Annotated in this window: 16 protein-coding genes; 4 read left to right on the forward strand and 12 right to left on the reverse strand. The window is 45.0% G+C overall.

What is annotated here, in order from left to right; genetic code table 11:
• Positions 1-61: 61 nt before the first annotated feature.
• From SHAL_RS02035 to SHAL_RS02070, 8 genes are all read right to left on the reverse strand, one after another.
• The gene (locus SHAL_RS02035; protein WP_041415796.1) at positions 62-724 is read right to left on the reverse strand and encodes a TorD/DmsD family molecular chaperone; all 663 of its coding nucleotides are present in this window, start codon (positions 722-724) and stop codon (positions 62-64) included.
• 76 nt (positions 725-800) lie between these two features.
• On the reverse strand, positions 801-3,224 hold the full coding sequence (locus tag SHAL_RS02040) for a DMSO/selenate family reductase complex A subunit (protein ID WP_012275534.1): 2,424 nt from the start codon (positions 3,222-3,224) through the stop codon (positions 801-803).
• Between the two features lie 30 nt (positions 3,225-3,254).
• The gene (locus tag SHAL_RS02045) at positions 3,255-4,094 is read right to left on the reverse strand and encodes a dimethyl sulfoxide reductase anchor subunit family protein (protein WP_012275535.1); all 840 of its coding nucleotides are present in this window, start codon (positions 4,092-4,094) and stop codon (positions 3,255-3,257) included.
• A gap of 2 nt (positions 4,095-4,096) precedes the next feature.
• Complete coding sequence (locus SHAL_RS02050) at positions 4,097-4,720, reverse strand: DMSO/selenate family reductase complex B subunit (RefSeq protein WP_012275536.1); 624 nt, start codon at positions 4,718-4,720, stop codon at positions 4,097-4,099.
• Between the two features lie 151 nt (positions 4,721-4,871).
• Complete coding sequence (locus SHAL_RS02055; protein WP_041415797.1) at positions 4,872-5,540, reverse strand: response regulator transcription factor; 669 nt, start codon at positions 5,538-5,540, stop codon at positions 4,872-4,874.
• The gene (locus SHAL_RS02060) at positions 5,527-7,308 is read right to left on the reverse strand and encodes a sensor histidine kinase (protein ID WP_012275538.1); all 1,782 of its coding nucleotides are present in this window, start codon (positions 7,306-7,308) and stop codon (positions 5,527-5,529) included. Before SHAL_RS02060 ends, SHAL_RS02055 begins: the two co-directional genes overlap by 14 nt.
• A 280-nt stretch (positions 7,309-7,588) precedes the next feature.
• On the reverse strand, positions 7,589-8,710 hold the full coding sequence (locus tag SHAL_RS02065; RefSeq protein ID WP_012275539.1) for a mandelate racemase/muconate lactonizing enzyme family protein: 1,122 nt from the start codon (positions 8,708-8,710) through the stop codon (positions 7,589-7,591).
• A 3-nt stretch (positions 8,711-8,713) separates the two neighbouring features.
• Entirely contained in the window at positions 8,714-10,306 is a 1,593-nt protein-coding gene (locus SHAL_RS02070; RefSeq protein WP_012275540.1) for a BCCT family transporter, read from the reverse strand.
• A 522-nt stretch (positions 10,307-10,828) separates the two neighbouring features.
• On the opposite strand from SHAL_RS02070, the gene SHAL_RS02075 reads away from it, so the two are divergent.
• The 4 genes from SHAL_RS02075 to SHAL_RS02090 all read left to right on the forward strand — a co-directional run bounded on the left by SHAL_RS02075 (position 10,829) and on the right by SHAL_RS02090 (position 14,067).
• Positions 10,829-11,164 (forward strand): SAF domain-containing protein, encoded by a 336-nt coding sequence (locus SHAL_RS02075; RefSeq protein WP_012275541.1) that lies wholly within the window; start codon positions 10,829-10,831, stop codon positions 11,162-11,164.
• Positions 11,161-12,342, forward strand: a complete 1,182-nt coding sequence (locus SHAL_RS02080) for a UxaA family hydrolase (protein WP_012275542.1) — start codon at positions 11,161-11,163, stop codon at positions 12,340-12,342. Before SHAL_RS02075 ends, SHAL_RS02080 begins: the two co-directional genes overlap by 4 nt.
• 85 nt (positions 12,343-12,427) lie before the next feature.
• Positions 12,428-13,330 carry a LysR family transcriptional regulator gene (locus SHAL_RS02085; protein WP_012275543.1) on the forward strand — a complete coding sequence of 301 codons (903 nt, stop codon included), beginning with the start codon at positions 12,428-12,430 and terminating at the stop codon, positions 13,328-13,330.
• 101 nt (positions 13,331-13,431) lie between these two features.
• Positions 13,432-14,067: a GntR family transcriptional regulator gene (locus tag SHAL_RS02090; protein WP_041416212.1), complete on the forward strand. Its 636-nt coding sequence runs from the start codon at positions 13,432-13,434 to the stop codon at positions 14,065-14,067.
• A gap of 96 nt (positions 14,068-14,163) precedes the next feature.
• Here SHAL_RS02090 and SHAL_RS02095 read toward each other — a convergent pair whose 3' ends face one another.
• From SHAL_RS02095 to SHAL_RS02110, 4 genes are all read right to left on the reverse strand, one after another.
• On the reverse strand, positions 14,164-15,450 hold the full coding sequence (locus SHAL_RS02095; RefSeq protein ID WP_012275545.1) for an ammonium transporter: 1,287 nt from the start codon (positions 15,448-15,450) through the stop codon (positions 14,164-14,166).
• 292 nt (positions 15,451-15,742) lie between these two features.
• The gene (locus tag SHAL_RS02100; RefSeq protein WP_012275546.1) at positions 15,743-17,011 is read right to left on the reverse strand and encodes a NupC/NupG family nucleoside CNT transporter; all 1,269 of its coding nucleotides are present in this window, start codon (positions 17,009-17,011) and stop codon (positions 15,743-15,745) included.
• A 251-nt stretch (positions 17,012-17,262) separates the two neighbouring features.
• Positions 17,263-18,102, reverse strand: coding sequence for a 5'-methylthioadenosine/S-adenosylhomocysteine nucleosidase (locus SHAL_RS02105; RefSeq protein WP_012275547.1), 840 nt, complete (start codon positions 18,100-18,102; stop codon positions 17,263-17,265).
• A gap of 459 nt (positions 18,103-18,561) precedes the next feature.
• Entirely contained in the window at positions 18,562-21,762 is a 3,201-nt protein-coding gene (locus SHAL_RS02110) for a DUF3427 domain-containing protein (protein ID WP_041415798.1), read from the reverse strand.
• Between the last annotated feature and the right edge of the window lie 12 nt (positions 21,763-21,774).

Genomic DNA, 21,774 nt, shown 5'->3' on the forward strand with positions numbered 1-21,774 from the left:
AACTCGCTATAAATAATCGGGTCTATTATAAAGCTACGGATCATTTGCTAACTTATTCGAGTTAATAATACAGCTGTCTTTGGACTGGGGTTAACTGCCATTTCGCTTGCAGCTGAGTGAGGGTGTGTAGCGTTATTTTACCTAAAAGTCGGTATAGCGCTGTTTCGGCATTTTTCGTAAGTAGCTCAGTAAAGCGGAAGCTCCAAGGGAGTATGTGCACGCATAAAAACTCACACACACACCTTTCGCTGCTAGCATCTTTAGCTCTGATATGACGCTCAAGTAAGCTGGCCAAAGCAGATAGGCATAGGCCGATATGATCGAGAGGTTGCTTTTCATCGAGTTGAAACCTTAAATGCTTATCTTCAAGAAATCCGGCTAGTGCATAGGTGGATTTTTGCAGTAGTAGGTTATCCTCACTGAGATAAACCGATCCCCAAGGCATGGCTTTAGGCATGCCTATCCCCACAAACAGGCTAAGGTGATCAGACTGCAACTGCTCTAAAGCCGATGCTTGTGACAGAAATATTTCAGTCTCCAGTGTCGATATCCCCATCTCTGCCTGCCAGAAGTGCAAGATATGACTCTCCTCAACCTTGAGTAATAGAGAATCTTCCGGCTCAAAGTAAAAAAATCGATACAGTAAGTTAAGGCTCGCTAGTATCAAGTCATCATCGATAGCTTGTATTTCATCTTTATGATTAATGAGTTGTTCACTGCTCATGGTGTGTTTTCCACAATTACTTTCTTCGTTCAATGAATGCAGTGCCAACATATTCGTGACACTGCAATTTATTACTCTAGATACCGCAGACTTCAACTAGGTTGGTGCCTTGGGGGTTAGCCTTTGCCAGTGCAGTCGGTCGCAAGTTGGTTAGGGTGTTGATACAACCGCCAACATCTACGCCAAGCTCATTTGGGCTGTACCAGGCACCTTCACCCATGGCGACAACGCCGGGCATAATTCTGGGGGTGATCCTAACTGGGATACGAATCGTTCCTCGGTTGTTATACACATGCACCAATTGGCCTTGCTTTAGCTGTCGATCTTTAGCGTCAATAGGGTTCATCATCAAGGCGTCTTCAATTACTTCCCTTAACCAAGGTACATTATGGAAGGTAGAGTGGGGACGTCCCTTAGATTTAAAACCAATAAGCTGTAGTGGATGTTCTACAAGCTGCTTTTTGTCAGCATAGCTTTCCCAAGTTGGCGTGTATTCGGGGAGTGGCGAAATCTTATCACCAACAGGTAAGGTCCAAGTCGCCGCAAATTTTGCCAGCTTATGGCTATAAATCTGAATTTTTCCAGATTCAGTTTTTAATGGATTAGTAAGAGGATCCTCTCGGAACTCTTTTAGGGTGTATCTCTCTTCATTAGGATCGAATGGGATCCGAATCGTTTTGTGTTTATCTAACACCTCAAATGGTGGAAATTGCGGGTGATTGAGACGGCTTTGTTCATAAAGATGACGTTGCCAGTCATCCCAGCTTCGACCTTGGGTAAACTGCTGGCGAATGCCAAATTTATCGGCTAAATCGGCAAATACTTCATAAGGGTGGCGACACTCATACATAGGATCGAGCACATGCTCAGTCTTGGTGAGGTGAGTCGAGAAAGCTACTATGCGTGAGTTCTCTAACCAAGTTATATCGGGTAGCAGAATGTCGGCATATTTGGCACTTGCTGTCATATGGTTGTCCATCACGAAGATGAACTCTAATTTGCTTTCATCGGCAAGGATCTTCGCCGTGGCATTGCAGTCTGAGTGTTGGTTTAGCAGCCAGTTTCCCTGATACATAAAGACGCACTTAACGTCACTGGTGAGCTTATCTGCACCTGTAATCCCATCAGTAAACTCTGTCATCTCATGGCCCCGCTCAACGGCTTCTAGCCATTTGAAACAAGGGACCTTAGCCTTAACTGGGTTAGCTCCAGTAGGCATCTGCATGATATCAGTTTTATGGAACAGGAAGTCTGAGCCACCATTATTGGTACCGGGCAATCCAAGTTGTCCTAAAAGGATTGGGAGCATATAGATTGCGCGAGCCGTTTGTTCACCTGCTGCGTGGCGTTGTGGCCCCCAGCCCTGAGCGATAAAGGGTGCCTTGGCTTGGCCGAGTGAGCGTGCCATCTGATAGATCTGCTCTTTAGGGATCCCGCAGATTGCAGCGGTATATTCAGGCGTTTTTTCGATACCGTCAGCGCCCTTACCTAAGATGTAGGCTTTGTAACTTAAAGATTGATCCAGTGATGGGATCCCTTTACTAACATCACCTGGCTCGGCATCATACCCATAGCAATGACTCTTTAAAAACGCTTCATCGACATATTTTTCGTTAATTAATACCCAAGCTACGGCTTCTACTAAGGCTGCATCGGTACCGGGGCGGATCGCCAGCCAAAGATCTTCACGACCACAGGCGGTATCAGTGTATTGCGGGTCGATAATAATCGTACGGGCAGAGCTTTGGCTTTTACTCTCTTGATAATGATAGGTATCACTGCCACCACTCATTCGTGTATTGGCTGGGTTATTACCGAAGTAAACCACCAGATCTGAGTGAGCGATTTCGGTTGGCGCGCTGCCGATGGTATAAGACTTATCACCATAGGTGTATAGCGATGCAGTATCAATTTGATGGCTACTGTAGTTACCCGATGGCGATAAGAAGCCGCCAATCTGGTTTAAAAATCTAGGTACATAGTGATACGGACCGTGGGGTTTGCCATAACCGACACGGCTGAAAATAGCTTGGTTACCATGTTCAGTGATGATCTTACTCATCTGGCTGTGAACTTCAGTTAAGGCTTCATCCCAGCTGATGCGCTTGAACTTACCCTCACCGCGCTTACCGACTCGTTTCATTGGGTACTTGAGTCTGTCTGGTGAGAAAGTGCGTTTATGCAGCGAACGCCCTCGTAAGCAAGCTCTGACTTGATGACGGCCAAAAACATCATCGCCCTGATCATCGGTTTCGATGCGTTTTATCTGGCCATCTTGGGTAATGATTTTAAGTAGGCAGCTTGAGTGACAGTGAGCCCAACAGTTATGCCACTTGGCAACTTCACCCACATGCTTATCGATCACCATGGCAGCGATAGCGTTTAGTGGTTGAGTCGAAATGAAAGCACTTACACCAAGAGAGGCACCTAATTTAAGAAAGCCACGACGAGATACACCCTGTGACTCGGTGCTTAAGGTATTTTTTTGCTTATTAAACATAATGAAAGTTCCTATAACCTAAAAGCAGAGCTAGAGCTGCTGGAGTAAACCGAGTTCGTAAAATAATATCCGCCCAAGTATTTCAGCGGTTAACACAGTAAGGGTTGCCAGTAACAACGGCGTGGATTTGTAGGTGTTTAACTTGATGACTAGACAGCTGATAAAGCCGATAGCGAGTAGGGATATGCGGCCTATTTGTAGTAGCTGTAGCCACACGGGTAGTGATGCTCCTAGCTTATGCAGTTGCTCGGTTAACTGCATGGCGTAAGCGGTGCTTAATACGAGTGTTAGTAGGAATATAATGGCCAAGATAGGCTTGAGTGCACTTAGCTTTAATGGTGTTTTTACGGGCTGTATTTGACATGTATTGAGTAAAAGACTCGTTAACATGGATCCCGTGATCAGCCCGCTAAAGACCAAGTTGATTGGCGTCCAGTGGTTGCTCCACAGATAGACTGTCGGCAAGCTGTAGACGTTGGCGATGGCAAATAGTTGACCGATAGCGGCTAGAGCGGCGGTCAATAGTAAGATATTCACTAAGCGGCTATCCGCCTTGCGCCATAGTAGTAAACTTGAGCCTGTTCCGAGAGCACCAAAAATCGATACCATGATTATTTCAACACTCATGGGAGAGAGGTGAGCGAGGCCAAAGAGTACATTGGCGGCTCTAAGCGGTTGGCCTAGGTGGGTAGTCGCGGCTAAACCAGCAATGGCAAATATAGACCAAAGGCATAGAAAACATCGCTGCAATAGTTGGCTGTTGCCACCAAGCTGCTGAGGGTATGCTAGACGCAGGGCACATAGCAGGATAAAGCTACCAGCTACCGCTTGGGCAAGCACAGTAAAGATCACTAATGGGATTTCATGCATGATTAAAGCTCCGCCTTATTACAAAGCGCACCACTCTTATCACCTGTAGGTTTAGCGTGACGGTTAGGTTTTATCACCAGTGAAGGCTTTGTTAGAGAAGAGTCTGGCAGTGGAGCAATATCAGCAAACTCGCCATATTTCGCTCTAAGTTCATCTATAGGGCCGAAATCTAATGCCCGCAGAGGGCAAGATGAGACACAGATTGGTTTCTTATTCTGGGCTAACAACTCATAGCAGCCATCGCACTTAGTCATATGTTTTTTTTCTGGATTGTATTGTGGCGCGCCATAGGGGCAGGCCATCTCGCAATAGCGGCAACCAATACAGACATCGGTATCGACAACAACTAAGCCATCTTGTGACCGTTTATGCATGGCACCAGTGGGGCAAGCTTTGGTGCAGGCAGGCTCTGCACAGTGGTTACAGCTGATTGATAGGTAGTAGGCAAATACATTTTGTTGCCATGTGTCATCAAGACCCTTGAGCCACTCCCCACCTGCGTATTCATATACGCGGCGATAGTTAACACCAATCGGTAACTCATTTTTATCTTTGCAGGCAACCTGACAAGTTTTGCAGCCGGTACACTTACTGCTATCGACATAAAATCCGTATTCTAGTTTCATACTGACGACCAAAGTTGGGGAGTAATTTAGTCGAATACTAGGTAATGGTCAGATAGGCTTCTATAAGGGATTTCCACATAGTTAGTGTGGTTGTGAGCTGCTCTCTATATTTTGCTGTGAACTTGAGTGATGCAGGGCACAGAGCAATAAATTAATCATTGTGCTTTGTTTTACGACGAATTCGTAAAGGAGGTGGGGCTATACTGCTTAAGTACGGCTCTACTAGAGTATAGAGGCGTACCATCTTAGCAAGTGAGTCCATCTGTAAATGCTTCAACATATTTGATCTGTGTACCTCAACAGTTCGCGCTGAGATAAATAACAGCTCGGCCAGCTGCTGATTTGTTTTACCCTGGGCGAGTAGTTGCAGTATATCTCGCTCACGTAGCGTTAACTCTTCATAGCAGCGAATGGCAGATTTCAACTCTTTGGAGGATGTAGATGCATCGAACGCCTGTGATACGGCCTTAAGAAGCTTGGTAATTTCAATCGGTTTTTGCAGAAAGTCTACGGCTCCAAGCTTAAGGGCATCAACCGCCATAGGGACATCTCCATGGCCGGTAAGAAATACAATCCCTAGTGAACAGTCTGTTTGGCTAAGCTGGTACTGAAGTTCCTGACCGCTCATACCTGGCATCCGAGAGTCTAAGATCAAGCAACCGCCTTCGTTCATTTTATCGGCATGCTGTTTTGCCCACAGCCAAAAAGCTTCGGCAGAGTTAAATGACAGAGGCTGATAGCCCTCTCCCTGCAGGGCAAAGTCTAGTGCGTCTAATACAGACTCATCGTCGTCAACTAGATAAAGGTTAGTGTTTGTCATTATCATCTCTTATATTTGGTATTGGAAACTCGATGCTCACGCAGCAGCCGCCATTATCTAGATTGTTAAATGATAGGTGCCCAAGATGAGATTCAGCCACCTCTTTACAGATGCTTAATCCGAGTCCCACGCCCTCTTTTTTAGTGGTAACAAAAGGGGTTAGCAACTCAGCTATGGGCCTCTCGAGCCCCTGTCCAGTATCTTGTATGCTTATTTTAATACGGCTACTGGCTAAGGTTAAAGTGACCCATACCTGCTTTTTACTCGATGATGCCGATGCATCTATCGCATTAGTCAGTAAGTTGACCAGTAGCTGCTCTAATCCTGCTCTATCACCAAAAAACATCATTTCATCATGAGTAGGGTGAAAGGTTATTTCAACCTTGTGGGTATGTGCATAAAGCTCAACTAAACTGACGGTATCACGCAGGAGTAATGCAATATCTAGCTGAGATTTTTGTACTGCTTGCTTATGTAGTAGCTGGCGGAAGCGGCTAACGACCTCATCGACTCGAATAACCTGACGGCGAATTTTTCCGAGCAGCTGATCAATATCAGTTTGGCTACTGCCTTTTTGACGACGAGATAGCTCACCTTCAGTATAGAGGCGAATTGCTGACAAAGGCTGGTTGAGTTCATGGGCTAAGCTGGAACCCATTTTATCGACTAATGCACGTCGTTGTGCCTGTTGCAGGTTTGCTTGGGCCAAGCCGAGTTTTCGACTGTTACGGCGATAGCGAAGCGTTAAGATTAGATGCTGGATAGGTAAAAATGTCGCCACAATAAGCATCAAGATAATCAGGTAATAGTGGGTTTGTACCCAGCTCCACAAAAGTTGCCACCAGGGCTGCTGTAGAGGGTGAACTCCCAGATCATTAAATAGATTATCCAGCTCAATCTGACTCTCTGGTACGGTCCAACCAAGGGATTGCGCCGCTTGTGCCGTATTTGAGTTTTTTGGGATCGCGAGTAAAGATTGCAGGATCTCTCGTGCTAAGGTGCGATCGGCACTACCTGTCATGGCAAAGCCCCAGTTTGGATATAAACGAGTAGAGACTCGGCACTCGAAGCCTGAAGGAGTCATATCATTAATTGGTCTAAGTTCATTGGGAGAGATTTGCCCCTTACGTATCATAGATTCAACTAAGCAAACCGGTAAAATAGCCGCTGCGATATCACCTTCTTGCAGCTCTGCAACCACAGATTCATGGGGGTAACCAATGACTTTTGTGTTGATTAGAAGGTCACTGTCGCGCCCAAGTCGTTGAAGCTCCCGCTGCATTGCCATATAGCCGCCAAAGGCCTGAGGACTGGCGGTACCAATTTTTTGTCCTGCGAGTTGATGTAAATTTTGGTAAGGGCTGTCAGACTTGACCCATATTACTGAACCTGTAGCAATTGAGGTCCCACCATTAAGGGGGCTTAATAGGGTTGCTAACCAGGAAAGTGACTGTCTACGAGCAATGCGGATACTCTCAGATGGGTTGATGATAATGAATTGTAGCTTTTGCTGACTCAGCTCATTTTGAAGTTGAGAAAGTGACAGAGGGATTAACTTAAACTGATACCCTTCAATATGTTGACTTAACCAATCTATGGTCGGCTGCCAGCGTTGCACAGCTTCATCTAGTCCCCGATCCGCAAATACCCCCACAGCCACGATCTGATCGGTTTTAGCTGTCTGCGTTTGAGCGATGGGCTGGCTTTGCAGCGTTTTTATTGGCACAAGTAAACAGAGAAGAAGGCTGGCTAAGTATAAAAATCGCATTACAGAGCACCCTAAGCAGAGTTCGTATTAGCTAAGTATAGAGAGTCGTTAGTATTACTAAAGTCGATAACGATTGCAGTGACCCCTTAGTGAGTTTTGTACTAAATTCAGTAGGAATAACGCTTGTATGTTATTTCTTAAAAGTTTGCCTTTTAGTTATAGAGATTAAAATTGATATAATTTTAATCAAGGCTATCTTAGAAAAAACAGTTTCAGCAATAAAAAATGCCAGTAAGCTTAACTTACTGGCATTGTTGTTTAGCGGGTAAATCAGTCGCTATTAATTCACACGGTACTTTGCAATCAACTCTTCGTCTAGCTCGATACCTAAACCGGGTGCGTCAGATACGGCGACAAAGCCGTTGTCGAACTGTAGTTGGTTCTTCACTAAGCTAGTGAATAGTGGGCTGCTGCTCTGAGAGAACTCCATCAGCGTGCCTTGTTCGCAAGCCGCTAAGAAGTGCACCGAAGCATGCAACAGAATGCCTGTGCTGAAGCCGTGAGGGATCAGCTGAGTACCATTCATCTGTGCGATGTCGTAGATCTTCTTCATTTCAGTGATACCACCACAACGGGTGATGTCTGGCTGAACGATGTCGGCGTTAGACTTAGTGATGAACTCTTGGAACTCGTAACGCGTCGTCAGAGATTCACCGCCTGCAATCTTTTGCGACACTTGGCGAGACAGCTTTTCATAGCTGATCAGGCTATCTGCCAATACAGGCTCTTCAATCCAGTTCAGGTTAAACTCTTCTAGACGTTTCGCCATCATGGCTGAATGACCACAAGTGTGCCACTTAGACGCTAAGTCGATCTGCACTTCCATCTCTGGACCTGCCGCTTCGCGCACCGCTTTAACAATCGCGTAGTCAGTGTCTGGGTCATCGCCCATCACGCCGCCACCAAACTTAATGCTGGTGAAGCCTTGGTCTTTCAAACCCTGCACAATCGCCACGTTGTCTTCAGGCTTATCAGCCGGGATGAAGGTACCGTAACAACGGATCTTTTCGCGGTATTTACCACCCAGTAGCGTGTGTACTGGCACGCCGTAGAACTGACCTGCGATATCCCATAGAGCTATGTCGATAGCGCTGATGGCATGGATGCCAGCGCCGCGACGGCCCATGTAGTTAGAACCCCAGTACATCTTGTTCCACAGACGTTCAATTTCCAGTGCATTTTCACCGATCAACAGACGCTTAAGGCCGTTACAGTAGAAGTTAGTTTGTGGTGCTTCAATACAAGCTTGTACCACTAGCGGGCTAGAGTCAGCTTCGCCAATACCCACGATACCTTTATCGGTATGCACCTTAACGATAACGGCGTCTTCGCCCCACTCACAATCGGCATCCATTGCAGGTACGCGCAGGTGGATCACTTCAATATCGGTAATTTTTAGCATGATTTATTTCTCAGAACAGTCATCAAACTTGTGGTTTGACAGGAATTTCTTTAGGCCGTACATACACAGCATCAGTACCACTACGAACGGAGCCGCAGTTAGGGTTACCGCTGTTTTCAAGGTATCTAGTGATGCATTGATATACAGCATCGCTAGCGGTAGTAGACTTAGCATCACACACCAGAACACGCGTAGTTCACGAGTCGGATCTTGACCTTGCTTAAGGTTCTTAGTACTTACCGCCGCTACGGTGAACGCAGTCGCATCTAAGTGAGAAGCTAGGAACAGCATCATTAGTACGAAGTAGAATACTGACAAGATGGTACCGAATGGCAGGTTAGCAATTAACTGGGCCACTGCGATGTCACCAGTAGCGCTGTTTAGTAGAGCTGGGGCATTCACCACGCCGTCTACCATTGCGTCAACTGAGTAGCCAGTTAGGGCGCCGAAGAAGAACCAACAACCACCACAGCCACCTGCGATAAGACCCAATACGACTTGACGGATAGTACGACCCTTAGAGATACGGGTTACGAAAATCGCTACCGCTGGCGTGTAGGTGAACCAGTATAACCAGTAGAACACAGTCCAATCTTTGTTGAAGGTGCCATCATTTGTCGCGTCAGTGAACAGGCTCATCTCAACGAAGTTGCTCAGGGTCAGACCCAAAGAGTTCACAAAGAAATCAACGATAAAGCCTGTGTCACCCAATACTAGTACAAACACAGCAAACACAAAGCACATACCACAAGCGGCATGAGCGATTTTTTGCAGACCTTCAGCAATACCGATGTAAGAGCTTAGGGTAAAGGTTAGGGTGATCAGTGCTAGCAGGATAGCCTTAATTGCGAAGGTATTTTCCATGCCGAACAGTTCAGCGAAACCAGTAGAAACTGTGTTTACGGTAACTGTTGTCGTTAGGATTAGACCGCCAAATGTCGCGAATAGGAAAATAAGATCCAAAGAGCGACCCATAACACGGCTAGCAGTGCTGTCTTCTTTCATGCCAAGGATAGATACCATTAGCGATGACAGGTTAAGACCTTTAGCACGGTTAACGTGGAAGTGGTACGCCATAGTGATAGACGCTAGACCGTAGATAGCCCAAGGCGTAATACCCCAGTGGAACATCACGTAAGACAAGCTAGTACGCAGCGCTTCGTTGCTCTGTCCTTCAATGTTTAGACCAATACCGTTGTAGTAGTAAGCCCACTCCATGAACGCCCAGTACATAGTGGCTGAACCTAAACCGGCACAGATAAACATGAACAACCAGCTCATGTTGCTGTATTCAGGTTGGCCTTCGCCCAGCTTAATGGTGCCGTAACGGCTTACTGCGATGTACAACATGGTGCACACAGATGCAAAGGCAAACAGCTGGATGAAAGAACCAAATGTATTGGTTAATGCAGCAAAGGCGGTTTTACCAGCAGCTTGTACTTGATCTGGGTTAAAGATCAGCATCATTACAACAGCAAATACAACAGCCAAACTCACTGAGATCAGCAGTTTGTCGTTTTGAACTTTATCATTTTGAACTGGGGATTGCTGAGTAACAGTTTCGTCTGTCACGGGGGTCGTTGTTATATCAGTCACAACTACATCCTTACAAAAGTAGTAATGCGGCTTACGGTTGAGTGTAAGCCACACCGGGGAATTTTATTCGGGCGGATTTTGAGCGAAGTAGGCGCTGAGTGACAACAATAAAAGCTTATTTAGTCATTACTAAATGTAATAGTAAGAACTGGGTCACATATACGCTTTTGTTACTGTGACTGCTGAATCGCCTAGGTAAATGTAGTCTTTACTGAGGTCAAGTAGGAGCAGTGTAATGACTGTTGCTAGCATGTTTTCTTTGGTGACTCATTGTGTGGATGGCTTTGCCGCTTTGATGCAAAAGTCATGGTTTGCTGGTGGTAGTTTGACTAAAAACTTGAGCTGCTAACTAGCTAAGCCCGCATTGCTATTAGCAAACGAGATACATCGCAAAATGGACGTTACATCACATTTCATAAAAAACACTCAAATTGGCGTCACTATGGCGTCAAATTCTGCTTTAACTCAGCAGAAAAACTGACTATATTGTCGGATTGTCCTACAATCCTGTTTTTAACTCGTATGAAAAAAGCAATTCAACTCGATCCTGTCGACAATGTAGCCACGCTACTTGTTGATGCTGTTAAAGGCGATGAGATAGAAATTATCTCAACCAATAACCAAGTCATTGATGTGGTGACCTGCCTTCAAGGCATTACTTTTGGTAATAAGGTGGCATTAACCGATATCGCCGACCAGCAGCTTATTACTAAAGCGGGTTACCCAGTAGGCGTTGCGATTATGGCCATCCCTCGTGGTGAATTAGCCCATGTGCAAAATGTGCGCAGCCAACGCTTAGATATTCCAGACAATATCATTGAAGAAATTATTAAACAGATGCGGATTGAGCAAGCATGATGAGTAGCTTTATTGGTTTTGGCCGTGCAGATGGCAGTGTGGGTATTCGTAACCATGTATTGATTATGGCGGTGGATGAGTGTTGTGACGGCATCGCCCGTGCTATTGCCGACAGTATTGATAATGGAATCGTAGTGACCAACTACAACACCTGTATGTATGGTGGTAACGAAGAGATGATCAACACCATGGTACATACGGGCAATAACCCGAACGTGGCCGGGGTACTCGTGTTAGCAATGGGTTGTGGCAGTATTGATCCTGAAATTGTAGCTGCGCCTATCCGCGTTAGCGGTCGTCCTGCTTTTTCACTGGTGTGTATGAAGCAACAAGGTACGCGCGCAACCATTACCCAAGGTAAGGCGTTGGCGCAAGAGCTACAGCAAGTTGCACAAGCCGCGCCTCGAATTGAAACGCCCATTTCTAAGCTAGTGATAGGGGTGAAATGTGGCGGTTCAGATACCAGCTCAGGCATCGCCTCTAATCCAAGCGTTGGCCGCGCAGTCGATAAGTTAGTCGATCTTGGCGCAACCGCGATTGCCGGTGAATTGATTGAATTAGTCGGCTGTGAAACTATTTTACGTCAGCGCGCGGTATCGCCAGAGGTTGCTGACAAACTAGAGCGCTTAATTCATGAAGAAGAAGCGCGCTGGCACGTAGATGGCGCAGAAGTGGAAACCATGAGCATTGGTAATAGTGTTGGTGGCTTAACCACACTAGAGGAAAAGTCTTTTGGTGCGCTGAGTAAAACTGGCACTCGTCCCATTCAAGATGTATTGCAGATAAATCATCTGGTACATGAAAAGCCCAAGGCTGCAGGTTTCTACCTATCGGAAGCCACTCATCTATGTGGTAGTGCCGGTATGCATTTTGCCTCACTGGGCGCGCATCTGATTCTATGGACCACGGGCGGGGCAGGCTTTAATAACCCAATCGTTCCTGTTATTCGTATCAGTGGTAACCAATATCTGCTAAATGAGGATATTGATATCGACGCTTCTGGTATTATGCGAGCCGAAGAAGGCGTGGAAAGTGTCGCTGAGCGTATCGTTGCCAAAGTTGGCACTGTTGCTCAAGGCGGGCAGACTAACATTGAAGAGATTGGTTATAGCTACTGCAGCTTGTACCAGAAAGACCAACGCTTAGAGACTTTGCTGCGCTTTAAGCCCGGCTGCTAAATGTTTAACCATTAGATTTAGTCATTAATAATGCAATGCCCTTGCTACACATAGTTGTAGCCGGGGCTTATTATCGCAGGATGTTATGAATACAACTCAAGTTAGTCCAAGTGCCCGCTTACCGCAGTTATCTTGGTTTATGGCATTCAAAGCGGTAGCTGATAAACAAAGTTTTACCGAGGCCAGCCGTGAGCTATGTCTGACTCAATCCGCCATCAGTCAACAAGTGGCTAAGCTTGAAGCTGTGCTGCGTACCAAGCTGTTCTATCGTGGTGGGCGTCAAATTCAACTGACCGAAGATGGTCAGCGATTACTGTTACAGATCAATCAACCGATTCAAGAGTTAATGGGTGTCGTTGATGGCTTTCATCATGATGCCGAGCATTACACGCTACATATTGAGATGGAGCCAGTGTTTAGCCGCCAAGTGATTAGCAAATTATTACCCAAGTTTTTGGCTAAATACCCTAAGCTATTGGTCGGGCAGATGCTCACTACCAATCATTTCGATTTTTTACCACAAACTGAGTTGGCGATAAAGTGGGGCGACGGTGAGTGGGAAGGTTTTGACTCGCAGTTTTTGTGCAGCTTGGATTATGTGCCTGTTTGCTCTCCTGAGTACCTAAAACGCAAACCTTTAACTGTGCCAGCAGACTTAGCCAATGCCAACATTATCCATGACCGAGACAACTTCGATTGGAAGTATTGGCTTAATTATTATCCTGTCGCAAAACTAGAGCTGCAAAAGTGCCATTACGCCAGTGAAAGCCAAGTGGTGATGTCGCTAGCCATGAGTGGCTTAGGCGTTGCCGTATGTGCTTATCAGCAGATCCAGGAGCAGTTAGCCGATGGGAGTTTGGTGATGCCGTTTCCAGAGTTAAAGGTGCGCCATCAGCGCGCATATTATATTTTAACCCGTAAGAATAAGTCGTTATCGCCACAAGCCACTAGCTTTATGCAATTTGTCAGAGAAGCCATGCTGACTTAGATGCTACGAGGCTAGTGTTATAGTCATTATGTAAGACGTTACCTTGCTTGTTAATCTATTAACATCATATGCATCAACTATTTGAGCCATCAGTAAACGATATGAAAATCACTAAAGAAAGTTTGGAGTCTCAAGCCGTCCGTTATCTGCGAACCCATATTTTGGAAGGTCACATCAAGTTAGGCGAAAAGCTGGTGGAAAGTGCGTTAGCCAAGCAGCTAGAGCTATCGCGCAGCACAGTGCGTATGGCCCTGAACTCGTTAGTGAACGAAGGCTTAGTGATCCAAAAGCCTTATTCAGGCTGGCAAGTGGTTGAGATTAATCAGCAGGATCTGTGGGAGCTATACCATTTGCGGGTAGCCCTAGAGAGCGAAGCGGCTGCAATGGCCGCAAAGTGGGCAAGCTGTGATGATAAAGCGCTTTTAGCCGATTTTTTTCAAGAGTACCAATTGCTGTGTTTACAACACAGTGGTGACACCCGCCGCATTAGCGAAATGGATTGGCAACTACACCAGATGATAATTGAAATGTGTGGCAGTGAGCGCATGCAAAGCCAATATAAGCAGATTTTATATCCGTTGCAGGCCTACATTGCGCTTACCCATCAAGATTATGACCTGTCTGATAGTGCTTCTAGCCATCAAGCATTGGTGCAAGCCATCTGTGCCGGCGACGCTGAAACTGCAGCCCAGCAAGCAAGGGCCAATATCACACCGATGACGCGTAGCGCTGATTAGTTACAAGCAGATAGAGTAACCTTGTCTGCTTCAATTTAGCGCTATAGTCGTTTTTAGTCGCACCACGTTTAGCAACGTGGTGCTATATGTAGGTATTTACTTTGTGTGCTTATCTTCGGGACGCTCCTGCTGTTTTGTTTGTGTGGCTTGGCTCACTGGTTTAGCGTCATCTCGGGAGTACGCATTAGAGCCTAATTCAGCATAGTCCAGCCCACTTTCTTGAATGTCATCAGGCACCTTAAGGCTACCATTCCTGTCGATAATTTTTAGGATGAGAGTTGTGATAAACCACGAGTAGATCGCGACAACAACAACGGCAACAAGTTGAATTAAAAACTGAGATGCCCCCGCTTGAACTTCATCTATAGCATCGCTTGCGAGTAGCCCGACGAGTAATGAGCCTAATATGCCACCGACACCATGAGCTCGCCAAACTTCAAGCGCATCGTCGACTCCCAGTTTTTTTTGAATCGCTTTGGCAAAATAGCAAGCTGTAGCGCCGATTAGGCCAATAAAAATAGCTGAAGCGGGCTCTACGTATCCCGCTGCAGGAGTAATTGTTGCTAACCCCGCTACCGCGCCTACCAAGGTGCCTGAAAAAGAGGGGCGGCCGTTTTCGCGCCACTCCCAAAACATCCACATTAACATTGCGGTCGAACCAGCAAGAGTGGTGTTAGTAAAGGCATATGCGGCTAATTGATTGGCAGCGTATGCGCCGCCTGAGTTGAACCCAAACCAACCAAACCAGAGTAACCCTGCGCCAATAGCCACTAAGGGTAAGCTCGCTGCGGACTCGGTTTCGCCAAGGCGGGTACTCCTTCGTTTACCAACGTAAACGGCTGCCGCTAAGGCAGACATACCCGCTGTGGTGTGTACTACAATGCCCCCTGCAAAATCTACAGCCCCAATAGTGCTTAAAAAGCCTCCGCCCCACATCCAATGTGCCACAGGAATATAAACCAGCAGAGACCAAAGGATGATGAATTTTAAATAGGCTGGAAACTGCAATCGCCCGGCAAATGCACCAGTCATTAGCGCTGGAGTGATAATAGCGAACATCATTTGGTAGGCAAAAAAGATGATGAAAGGAATACTCGATGCATAATGCTCATTGGGAACGGCGCCAATATGATACATTCCAAAATATTGGCTGAGTGAACCAATAACGCCAGCAATATCATCGCCAAAGGCTAGGCTAAACCCGCCAAAAACCCAAATAATTGCGATAACACCCATACAGATAAAATTCTGCAACATAATAGTTAGCATATTACGTTCGCGTACTAATCCCCCATAAAACAGGGCAAGCCCCGGAGTCATTAACAGCACAAGCGCGGTGCACAAAAGCATAAATGCAGTATCACCAGTATTTAAAATACTCATTAAGCATCCTTAAATAAAATGGATAGATTAAGGCTACATACTGCAGAGCCAGTGTGATTTAAGTTTAGCTACTGGATTGTTCGCTGCTGAAGTTTTTGCGGGAAACACCGTGGGGTCGATAGTTTGTGTGCCGGTTAATTCATTGATACGGGAGGGCTAGGTGAGCTAAGAAGTAATTAAGTCGGTAGGCAGGCTGTTAGGCGGCAAGTAGTTGAGGTTAACAAAAGGCCCATGTGACATTCTAAGTGTCAGCATGGGCCTGTGCTTTAAGTCATCACTGACAATATACTGATTAAGCGAGACTCATAAACAAGCCGGCAATCGTTGCCGCCATAAGGTTTGATAGTACACCTGCAAGTAGTGCTTTTAAGCCCAGTGATGCAATTTCAGAGCGGCGTTCTGGCACTAAGCCACCAATACCCGCAATCGCAATCGCCACCGTACCTAAGTTAGCAAAGCCGCAAAGTGCAAACGATAGAATCACTTGTGTGCGCTCAGACATAGGCATGCCTGTTGCCTCAACAATCGCATCACCGCTTAGGTATGGCGCTAAGTTGATATAAGCAAAGAACTCATTGATAACAATCTTCTGGCCGATGAACGAACCCGCTAATAGCGCTTCATCCCAAGCAATACCCATTAGCCATGCAATAGGCGCAAACAGATAACCTAAAATCAGCTGTAAGCTTAAGCCTTCAAAACCAAACCAGTTGCCAATGCCACCTAGCATGCCATTCATTAGCGCCACTAAGCTGACAAAGGCAAACAGCATCGCGCCCACAGCCATGGCTAACGATAGGCCATTCATGGTGCCTGTTGTAGCAGCGTCAATAATATTCGCTGGTGGATTCTCTTCTACAACCGTTAGGTCTTGGTCGTTTACTTTCTCTGTTTGCGGGATCAATAGCTTAGCAAACAGTAAACCGCCGGGAGCCGCCATAAACGAGGCTGCGAGCAGATATTCCATCTTAATGCCTAACTGGGCATAACCCGCTAGCATGGTGCCAGCAATCGAGGCTAAACCACCACACATAACCGCAAACAGCTCAGCACGGCTCATCTTAGGAATATAAGGTTTAATTAGCAGTGGCGCTTCAGTCACACCTAAGAAAATATTGGCACTGGCAGACATAGATTCCGCTTTGCTGGTATTAAGGATTTTTTGCAGTGCGCCACCGACGATGCGAACCACCCATTGCATAATGCCTAGGTAATACAGAATCGCCGAAATTGCCGAGAAAAACACGATGATGGGCAGAACTTTAAAGGCGATAACGAAGCCGCCTGGGCCAAACAGTTCATACATTTTATCGCTAACAAGGCCGCCAAACATAAACGACATGCCTTCGTTGCTGTAACCAATCACGGTCGAAACCGCTTCAGCCATATTAAAAATAACGGCTTGGCCGAACGATGAATAGATGACAAACGCACCCATAACAAGTTGCAGTAAAAACGCCAAACCAACCGTGCGGTAGTTAATGGCTTTACGGTTTTCAGACGCCAGAAAAGCCACTGCAAGTAGGGTGATGATGCCAACAATACTGATTAAAATTTGCATTTATTTTGTCTATTACTAAATAAGTTAATAACTTAAATAAGTTGAAGTAACGGGGAGGCTAATGTTCTCCCCCCGATGTTTAAATCAATGGTTAAAGCAATCTTTAAAGCGGTTAGGCGTTAAATTAGCGTTTTAAAAGCGAGCGAAAGCGGGCGGGAATACGATTGTTATTCCCGTCACTCATCCTGTCGCTTAGGTGCTTTGTAAAACGGCTAGTAAAACCAGAGCTAAAACCAGAGTTAAAACTGGCTTTAAAAGGTCTTAATTAATGCCTTAATGACATCAAGCACATAAACCTGACAATCAATCGCCGTTTGCGGCTCAAAGTCTTGCTTATGTTGGTCGGTATTAGACAGTACGCGAATACTCACAAAAGGGAGTTTGTAAGCTTCGGCAACTTGCGCAGCCGCAGAGGTTTCCATCTCTTCAACTGAGGTGCCCATGGTCTCGTGGAACCAGTTAATACGGTCAACTTCACGGTTCCATTCGTCACAGCTACCAATTCTACCCACTACTACTTTTCCGTGGGTGTAGCTACTTGCTTGCGAAAGGGCGATTTCAACTAGCGCTGGGTCGGCTTTAAAGTGATTGTGCTCAACCACAACGCCGTTTTCACGTAGGTACATTGGCATATCGAAGTTCTGCCAAGTGGTTGGGTGTATGCCTTGGCCTTTTTCTACGAACTCAATTTTGTAAGCGCCCATGTTAAAGCTGGTTGCACCAATCACGATGTCAGAGCGAAATAGCTTTGGATCGTGGCCACCAGAGGTGCCCTGATTGATGATAACTTTTGGCTGGTAGTGCGCAATGCCCAGTGTTGTAGATGCGGCGGCGTTAGCCAAACCAATCTCGGTACGTGACACTACAACTGGGTAGCCATCTAATAGACCTTGCCAGAAAGTCCACGCACCAAATGTCTTTTGTTTTACATCGCTAAGGGCGGCAACAAGAGTCTCGACTTCAACGTCCATCGCGCCTTGAACTAAGATAGGATTTAGCATTTTTGAGGGTAACTTTTCATTGTGTAACTGTTCAGGGTTTAAGTGTTCAGAGTTTAACTTTTCAGTTAATAGCTGCTCGCAAGTTGGCATGACAAATAACTTCAAATGGAAAGTGCGCGGATATTAGCAATCCGGCATGTGCCAAAACAACGAAATGAAAAGTAAAATACTTGTTGCCGTTTCGGTGGCTTGAAAATCGTACAGTTATTGGCTGGGGCCGCTAATTTTTAAGTGTTGTTATTACTTGTTTTGTAAGCATATTTCAGAAGGTGTTTATTTGTTGAGCGTGTTAGGTTTTTCAATGATTTTAAATTAGAAAACAGTGTTTAAGAAAACACGCTATTCAGTAGGGCTTGATTGCAGCTGAGTTGAGGTTGGAGAGTGAGAAAAGTGGGGCTTGAGTTGGATGAGAGTTAGGTAAAAGACTGGCTCGACTAAGGTGAAATTGTGTTTGCTCAGATGAGCGAGTGGCGCACTTCTACTTTGAGCAAGGGCCACTCATTTTAGCATTGGGAATAGGCTGGTGGCTTTGCTTAGCAAAGCTATCTGTCAGCCAACAGCTAACTTAGCTGCGTCATGCCACATATATGCTGGCATCGGTTGTTTTAGCTTCCATGTAATATTCATTGGTTGAGAGCCTTCATACTTAACAAAGTCCACAGGGCCAAAATTGACAAATCCCATGGTTTTCCCGTATTCATCTTTAGCCTGCTCTCTAACAAATAAGATGAATGTCTTGTTGTTTTCTTTCTGCGTTATATAGCCCTGCCCTCTACCAGAGGTTGGCTTGGCACTATTTTGAGTTTGCCAATGAAATAGCGTCGGGCTAATCGCGTAGTCATGGTACATCGTCGTTGCTGAAAACTGCTTTTCGCATTTATCTAAGGTAACAAATAGCAGTTCAGTATTAGCCTCTGCAATATTTAACACACCTTCTCTGCTCGATGATTTCCTATCAAATGTACTATCACCAAATGCGACTAATATGTGCTCTTTTGGGTAACGCACATGCATCTTCAATGGCGAGTTATCCACTACTGCATTGCCAGCGGCTGGCATACTAAATTCTTGTGTCGCTAAGCGTTCGATAAGAAGCGAAATAACATCACTAAGCTCGTATTGCAGTTGATTATGTTTGAGCGCACACAAACTGTTCTCAAGCGTGTTAAAACCAGCCTGCTTACCTGTTTTATCCCAAAAGTCGTAATGGCACATAAGTGAGAAAAGCTGATTGTGTTTTTCAGCTACAGACTCATCACAAGCATGATTCGGCAGTGAGAAGTTACTTTCACATAAGCCTTTGATGAACAGCAAATATGAGATAGAAGTACAACTCAGTAAACGATTGTTGATTGCGCGATAGTAAGCGGCATAAACATCTTGTTCAGATTGCTTTATCTCCTCTCCATGACTTGTGGCAACCAGTGCTTGCCATCCGCCAAACTTGCCAACTTTTACTTTATAGATATCCTCCAAAGATAAATCAGGGTAGATATGTAGAAAGTTACTTAACGTGAGAGGCAAATCCGTTACGTGAGGGTAATTTGAAATTAAGTTAAGCAGCCTGTTTTTGTTTAAGGTCGCCAGTGAGATGTTTCTTAAGATCATTTGCTGAGTTTTTTCTTGGAGCTCAATCCGGCATCCTAAAGGTAAATGCGGAAATCCTTGTTTTACTTCTTTTGAGATCGATTGGTTTGTTTTACCAATAAGCGCTCTAAACTTATGAGAAAAATCATACTCAGGACGAGAGTTACCAACGAAATCAATGACGGTGCAGCACTCTTTATCTTTAGTTAGCCTTAACCCACGCCCTAGCTGTTGAAGGAATACGGTCAGGCTTTCTGTTGGTCTTAAAAACAGTAATGTATCCAGCTCTGGTATATCGACACCTTCGTTGAATATATCAACAACAAACAACACATTAATTTCTTTTGATTTTAAACGTTGCTGCAGAATCTCCCGTTCTTTTGAATTATCACTAGTTAGCACGCCGCACGGAATATTTTTTAAATTGAATTTTTGCGCTATGAAGTTAGCGTGATCTTTACTTACGCAAAACGCCAATGCGCGCATCTGTGATATGTCTGTGACTATTTCTTCTAAGCTTTGCAGTATTCGCAAGACCCTTTGGTCATTGTAAGTGTAGAGCTTAGTCAGTTCAGCTATATCATAACGGCCTTTTGCCCATGAAATCTTTGTGAGATCGGTGTCATCATCAACAGCGAAGTATTGGAACGGTGATAAGTGGCGCTGATTAATTGCTTCTGGTAACCGGATTTCAGCTGCAATGACATTACAAAAGTCTTTTAGAATATCGGCTCCATCATGGCGCTCCGGTGTGGCAGTTAAACCGACTAAGATTTGTGGTTTAAAGTGTTGCAGAACTGGGCGGTAACTGCTTGCTGCAATGTGATGGACTTCATCGATAACAATGTAGTCAAAGTAATCTTCGGTTAATTGAATGGTCGCTAGCTGATTGTTTAAGCTTTGGATTGATGCGAACAACTGATTAAACTTTTGTGGTTTATTTTGACCTACGAGTAACTCACCAAACTGGTTACTTTTTAAAACGCCGCGATAGGCACTTCTTGCTTGTTTTAAGATTTCCTCTCGATGAGCCAAAAATAAAAACTTAGCTTCAGGATTCGCTGCATAAAATTCTGCGAAATCAAACGCTGAAATGATGGTTTTGCCTGTGCCTGTTGCTGCGACAACAAGGTTTCTATATCTGCTATGTAGCTCACGCTCTACTTTTAGTTTGTCTAAAATAGCTCGCTGATGGGAATGAGGTTTAATGTCAAAGTAAAAGCTAGGTTCAGCTGAGTCGTATGTTCCTTTCGCATATTGTAATGCACTGATTAATCGCTCTTTGCTTTGAGTCTTACCATCAAAATACTCAAAATCAGGTGACTCCCAATACGTTTCAAATGTACTGAGAGATTTTTCAATAATATGTGGGATCTCTTGTGAGGTGATCTTTAAGTTCCACTCTAGGCCACTGGTTAAAGCTGAGTGTGACAGGTTGGATGAACCTATATAACCAGTGTGGAAGCTCGAATTACGCATGAACAAATAGGATTTTGCGTGTAAGCGTTCTCTATTGGTGTTGTAGCTTAGCTTCACTTGTGTGTTTGGTAGAGATGCTAAAAACTCAACGGCTTTAGCGTCAGTCGCTCCCATATAGGAGGTAGTGATAACTTTTAACTGCTTACCGCTGCGAGTAAATTCCTCTAGTTCCTTTTTAAAGATTCTGATACCGGCCCATTTGATAAATGATAACAGCCAATAGATTTTATCGGAGGACTGAATTTCACGCTTTATTTCAGTTTCAAGGGAAACTCCAACATTACTGCCACAAAATAGCTCGCTTTGAGTGAGGCCTGTTAGTGGCATGATGCCATCAATGTACTTTGGTAAATCTGATGAGATTGGATTCTGCTTGTCGAGCAATGCTGTCAGAATCTTTCCTTGAGTATCAATTAAGTTTTCAGTAATCAGCTCACTATCGCCAATATTAGAACTAAGCCATTCGATGACTTTGTTGGCTAAACTGATTTGCTCGAAAACTCGATCATTGCCATTAGGAACAGAGTCTATTGCTATTTCGATTATTCGAGTCAAAAAGCGTGATAGCCAAGAAGCTGCTTCACCATTTTCTAACGAACGTTCGCCAACATAGAAAGCTTTGCGATCTAATTTTTGTTCGACCAATTGAGTTATCAGTTGCTCGTATATGCCGGTTTGGTTCATGAAAAATGCTTT

The organism is Shewanella halifaxensis HAW-EB4 (assembly GCF_000019185.1).
GTDB classification, from domain to species: Bacteria; Pseudomonadota; Gammaproteobacteria; order Enterobacterales; family Shewanellaceae; genus Shewanella; species Shewanella halifaxensis.

What these genes read in the sequence shown, in the direction of transcription:
- SHAL_RS02035 (WP_041415796.1), bottom strand. Translation starts at nt 724, where the DNA reads ATGAGCAGTGAACAACTCATTAATCATAAAGATGAAATACAAGCTATC.
- SHAL_RS02040 (WP_012275534.1), bottom strand. Translation starts at nt 3,224, where the DNA reads ATGTTTAATAAGCAAAAAAATACCTTAAGCACCGAGTCACAGGGTGTA.
- SHAL_RS02045 (WP_012275535.1), bottom strand. Translation starts at nt 4,094, where the DNA reads ATGCATGAAATCCCATTAGTGATCTTTACTGTGCTTGCCCAAGCGGTA.
- SHAL_RS02050 (WP_012275536.1), bottom strand. Translation starts at nt 4,720, where the DNA reads ATGAAACTAGAATACGGATTTTATGTCGATAGCAGTAAGTGTACCGGC.
- SHAL_RS02055 (WP_041415797.1), bottom strand. Translation starts at nt 5,540, where the DNA reads ATGACAAACACTAACCTTTATCTAGTTGACGACGATGAGTCTGTATTA.
- SHAL_RS02060 (WP_012275538.1), bottom strand. Translation starts at nt 7,308, where the DNA reads ATGCGATTTTTATACTTAGCCAGCCTTCTTCTCTGTTTACTTGTGCCA.
- SHAL_RS02065 (WP_012275539.1), bottom strand. Translation starts at nt 8,710, where the DNA reads ATGCTAAAAATTACCGATATTGAAGTGATCCACCTGCGCGTACCTGCA.
- SHAL_RS02075 (WP_012275541.1), top strand. Translation starts at nt 10,829, where the DNA reads ATGAAAAAAGCAATTCAACTCGATCCTGTCGACAATGTAGCCACGCTA.
- SHAL_RS02080 (WP_012275542.1), top strand. Translation starts at nt 11,161, where the DNA reads ATGATGAGTAGCTTTATTGGTTTTGGCCGTGCAGATGGCAGTGTGGGT.
- SHAL_RS02085 (WP_012275543.1), top strand. Translation starts at nt 12,428, where the DNA reads ATGAATACAACTCAAGTTAGTCCAAGTGCCCGCTTACCGCAGTTATCT.
- SHAL_RS02090 (WP_041416212.1), top strand. Translation starts at nt 13,432, where the DNA reads ATGAAAATCACTAAAGAAAGTTTGGAGTCTCAAGCCGTCCGTTATCTG.
- SHAL_RS02095 (WP_012275545.1), bottom strand. Translation starts at nt 15,450, where the DNA reads ATGAGTATTTTAAATACTGGTGATACTGCATTTATGCTTTTGTGCACC.
- SHAL_RS02100 (WP_012275546.1), bottom strand. Translation starts at nt 17,011, where the DNA reads ATGCAAATTTTAATCAGTATTGTTGGCATCATCACCCTACTTGCAGTG.
- SHAL_RS02105 (WP_012275547.1), bottom strand. Translation starts at nt 18,102, where the DNA reads ATGCCAACTTGCGAGCAGCTATTAACTGAAAAGTTAAACTCTGAACAC.
- SHAL_RS02110 (WP_041415798.1), bottom strand. Translation starts at nt 21,762, where the DNA reads ATGAACCAAACCGGCATATACGAGCAACTGATAACTCAATTGGTCGAA.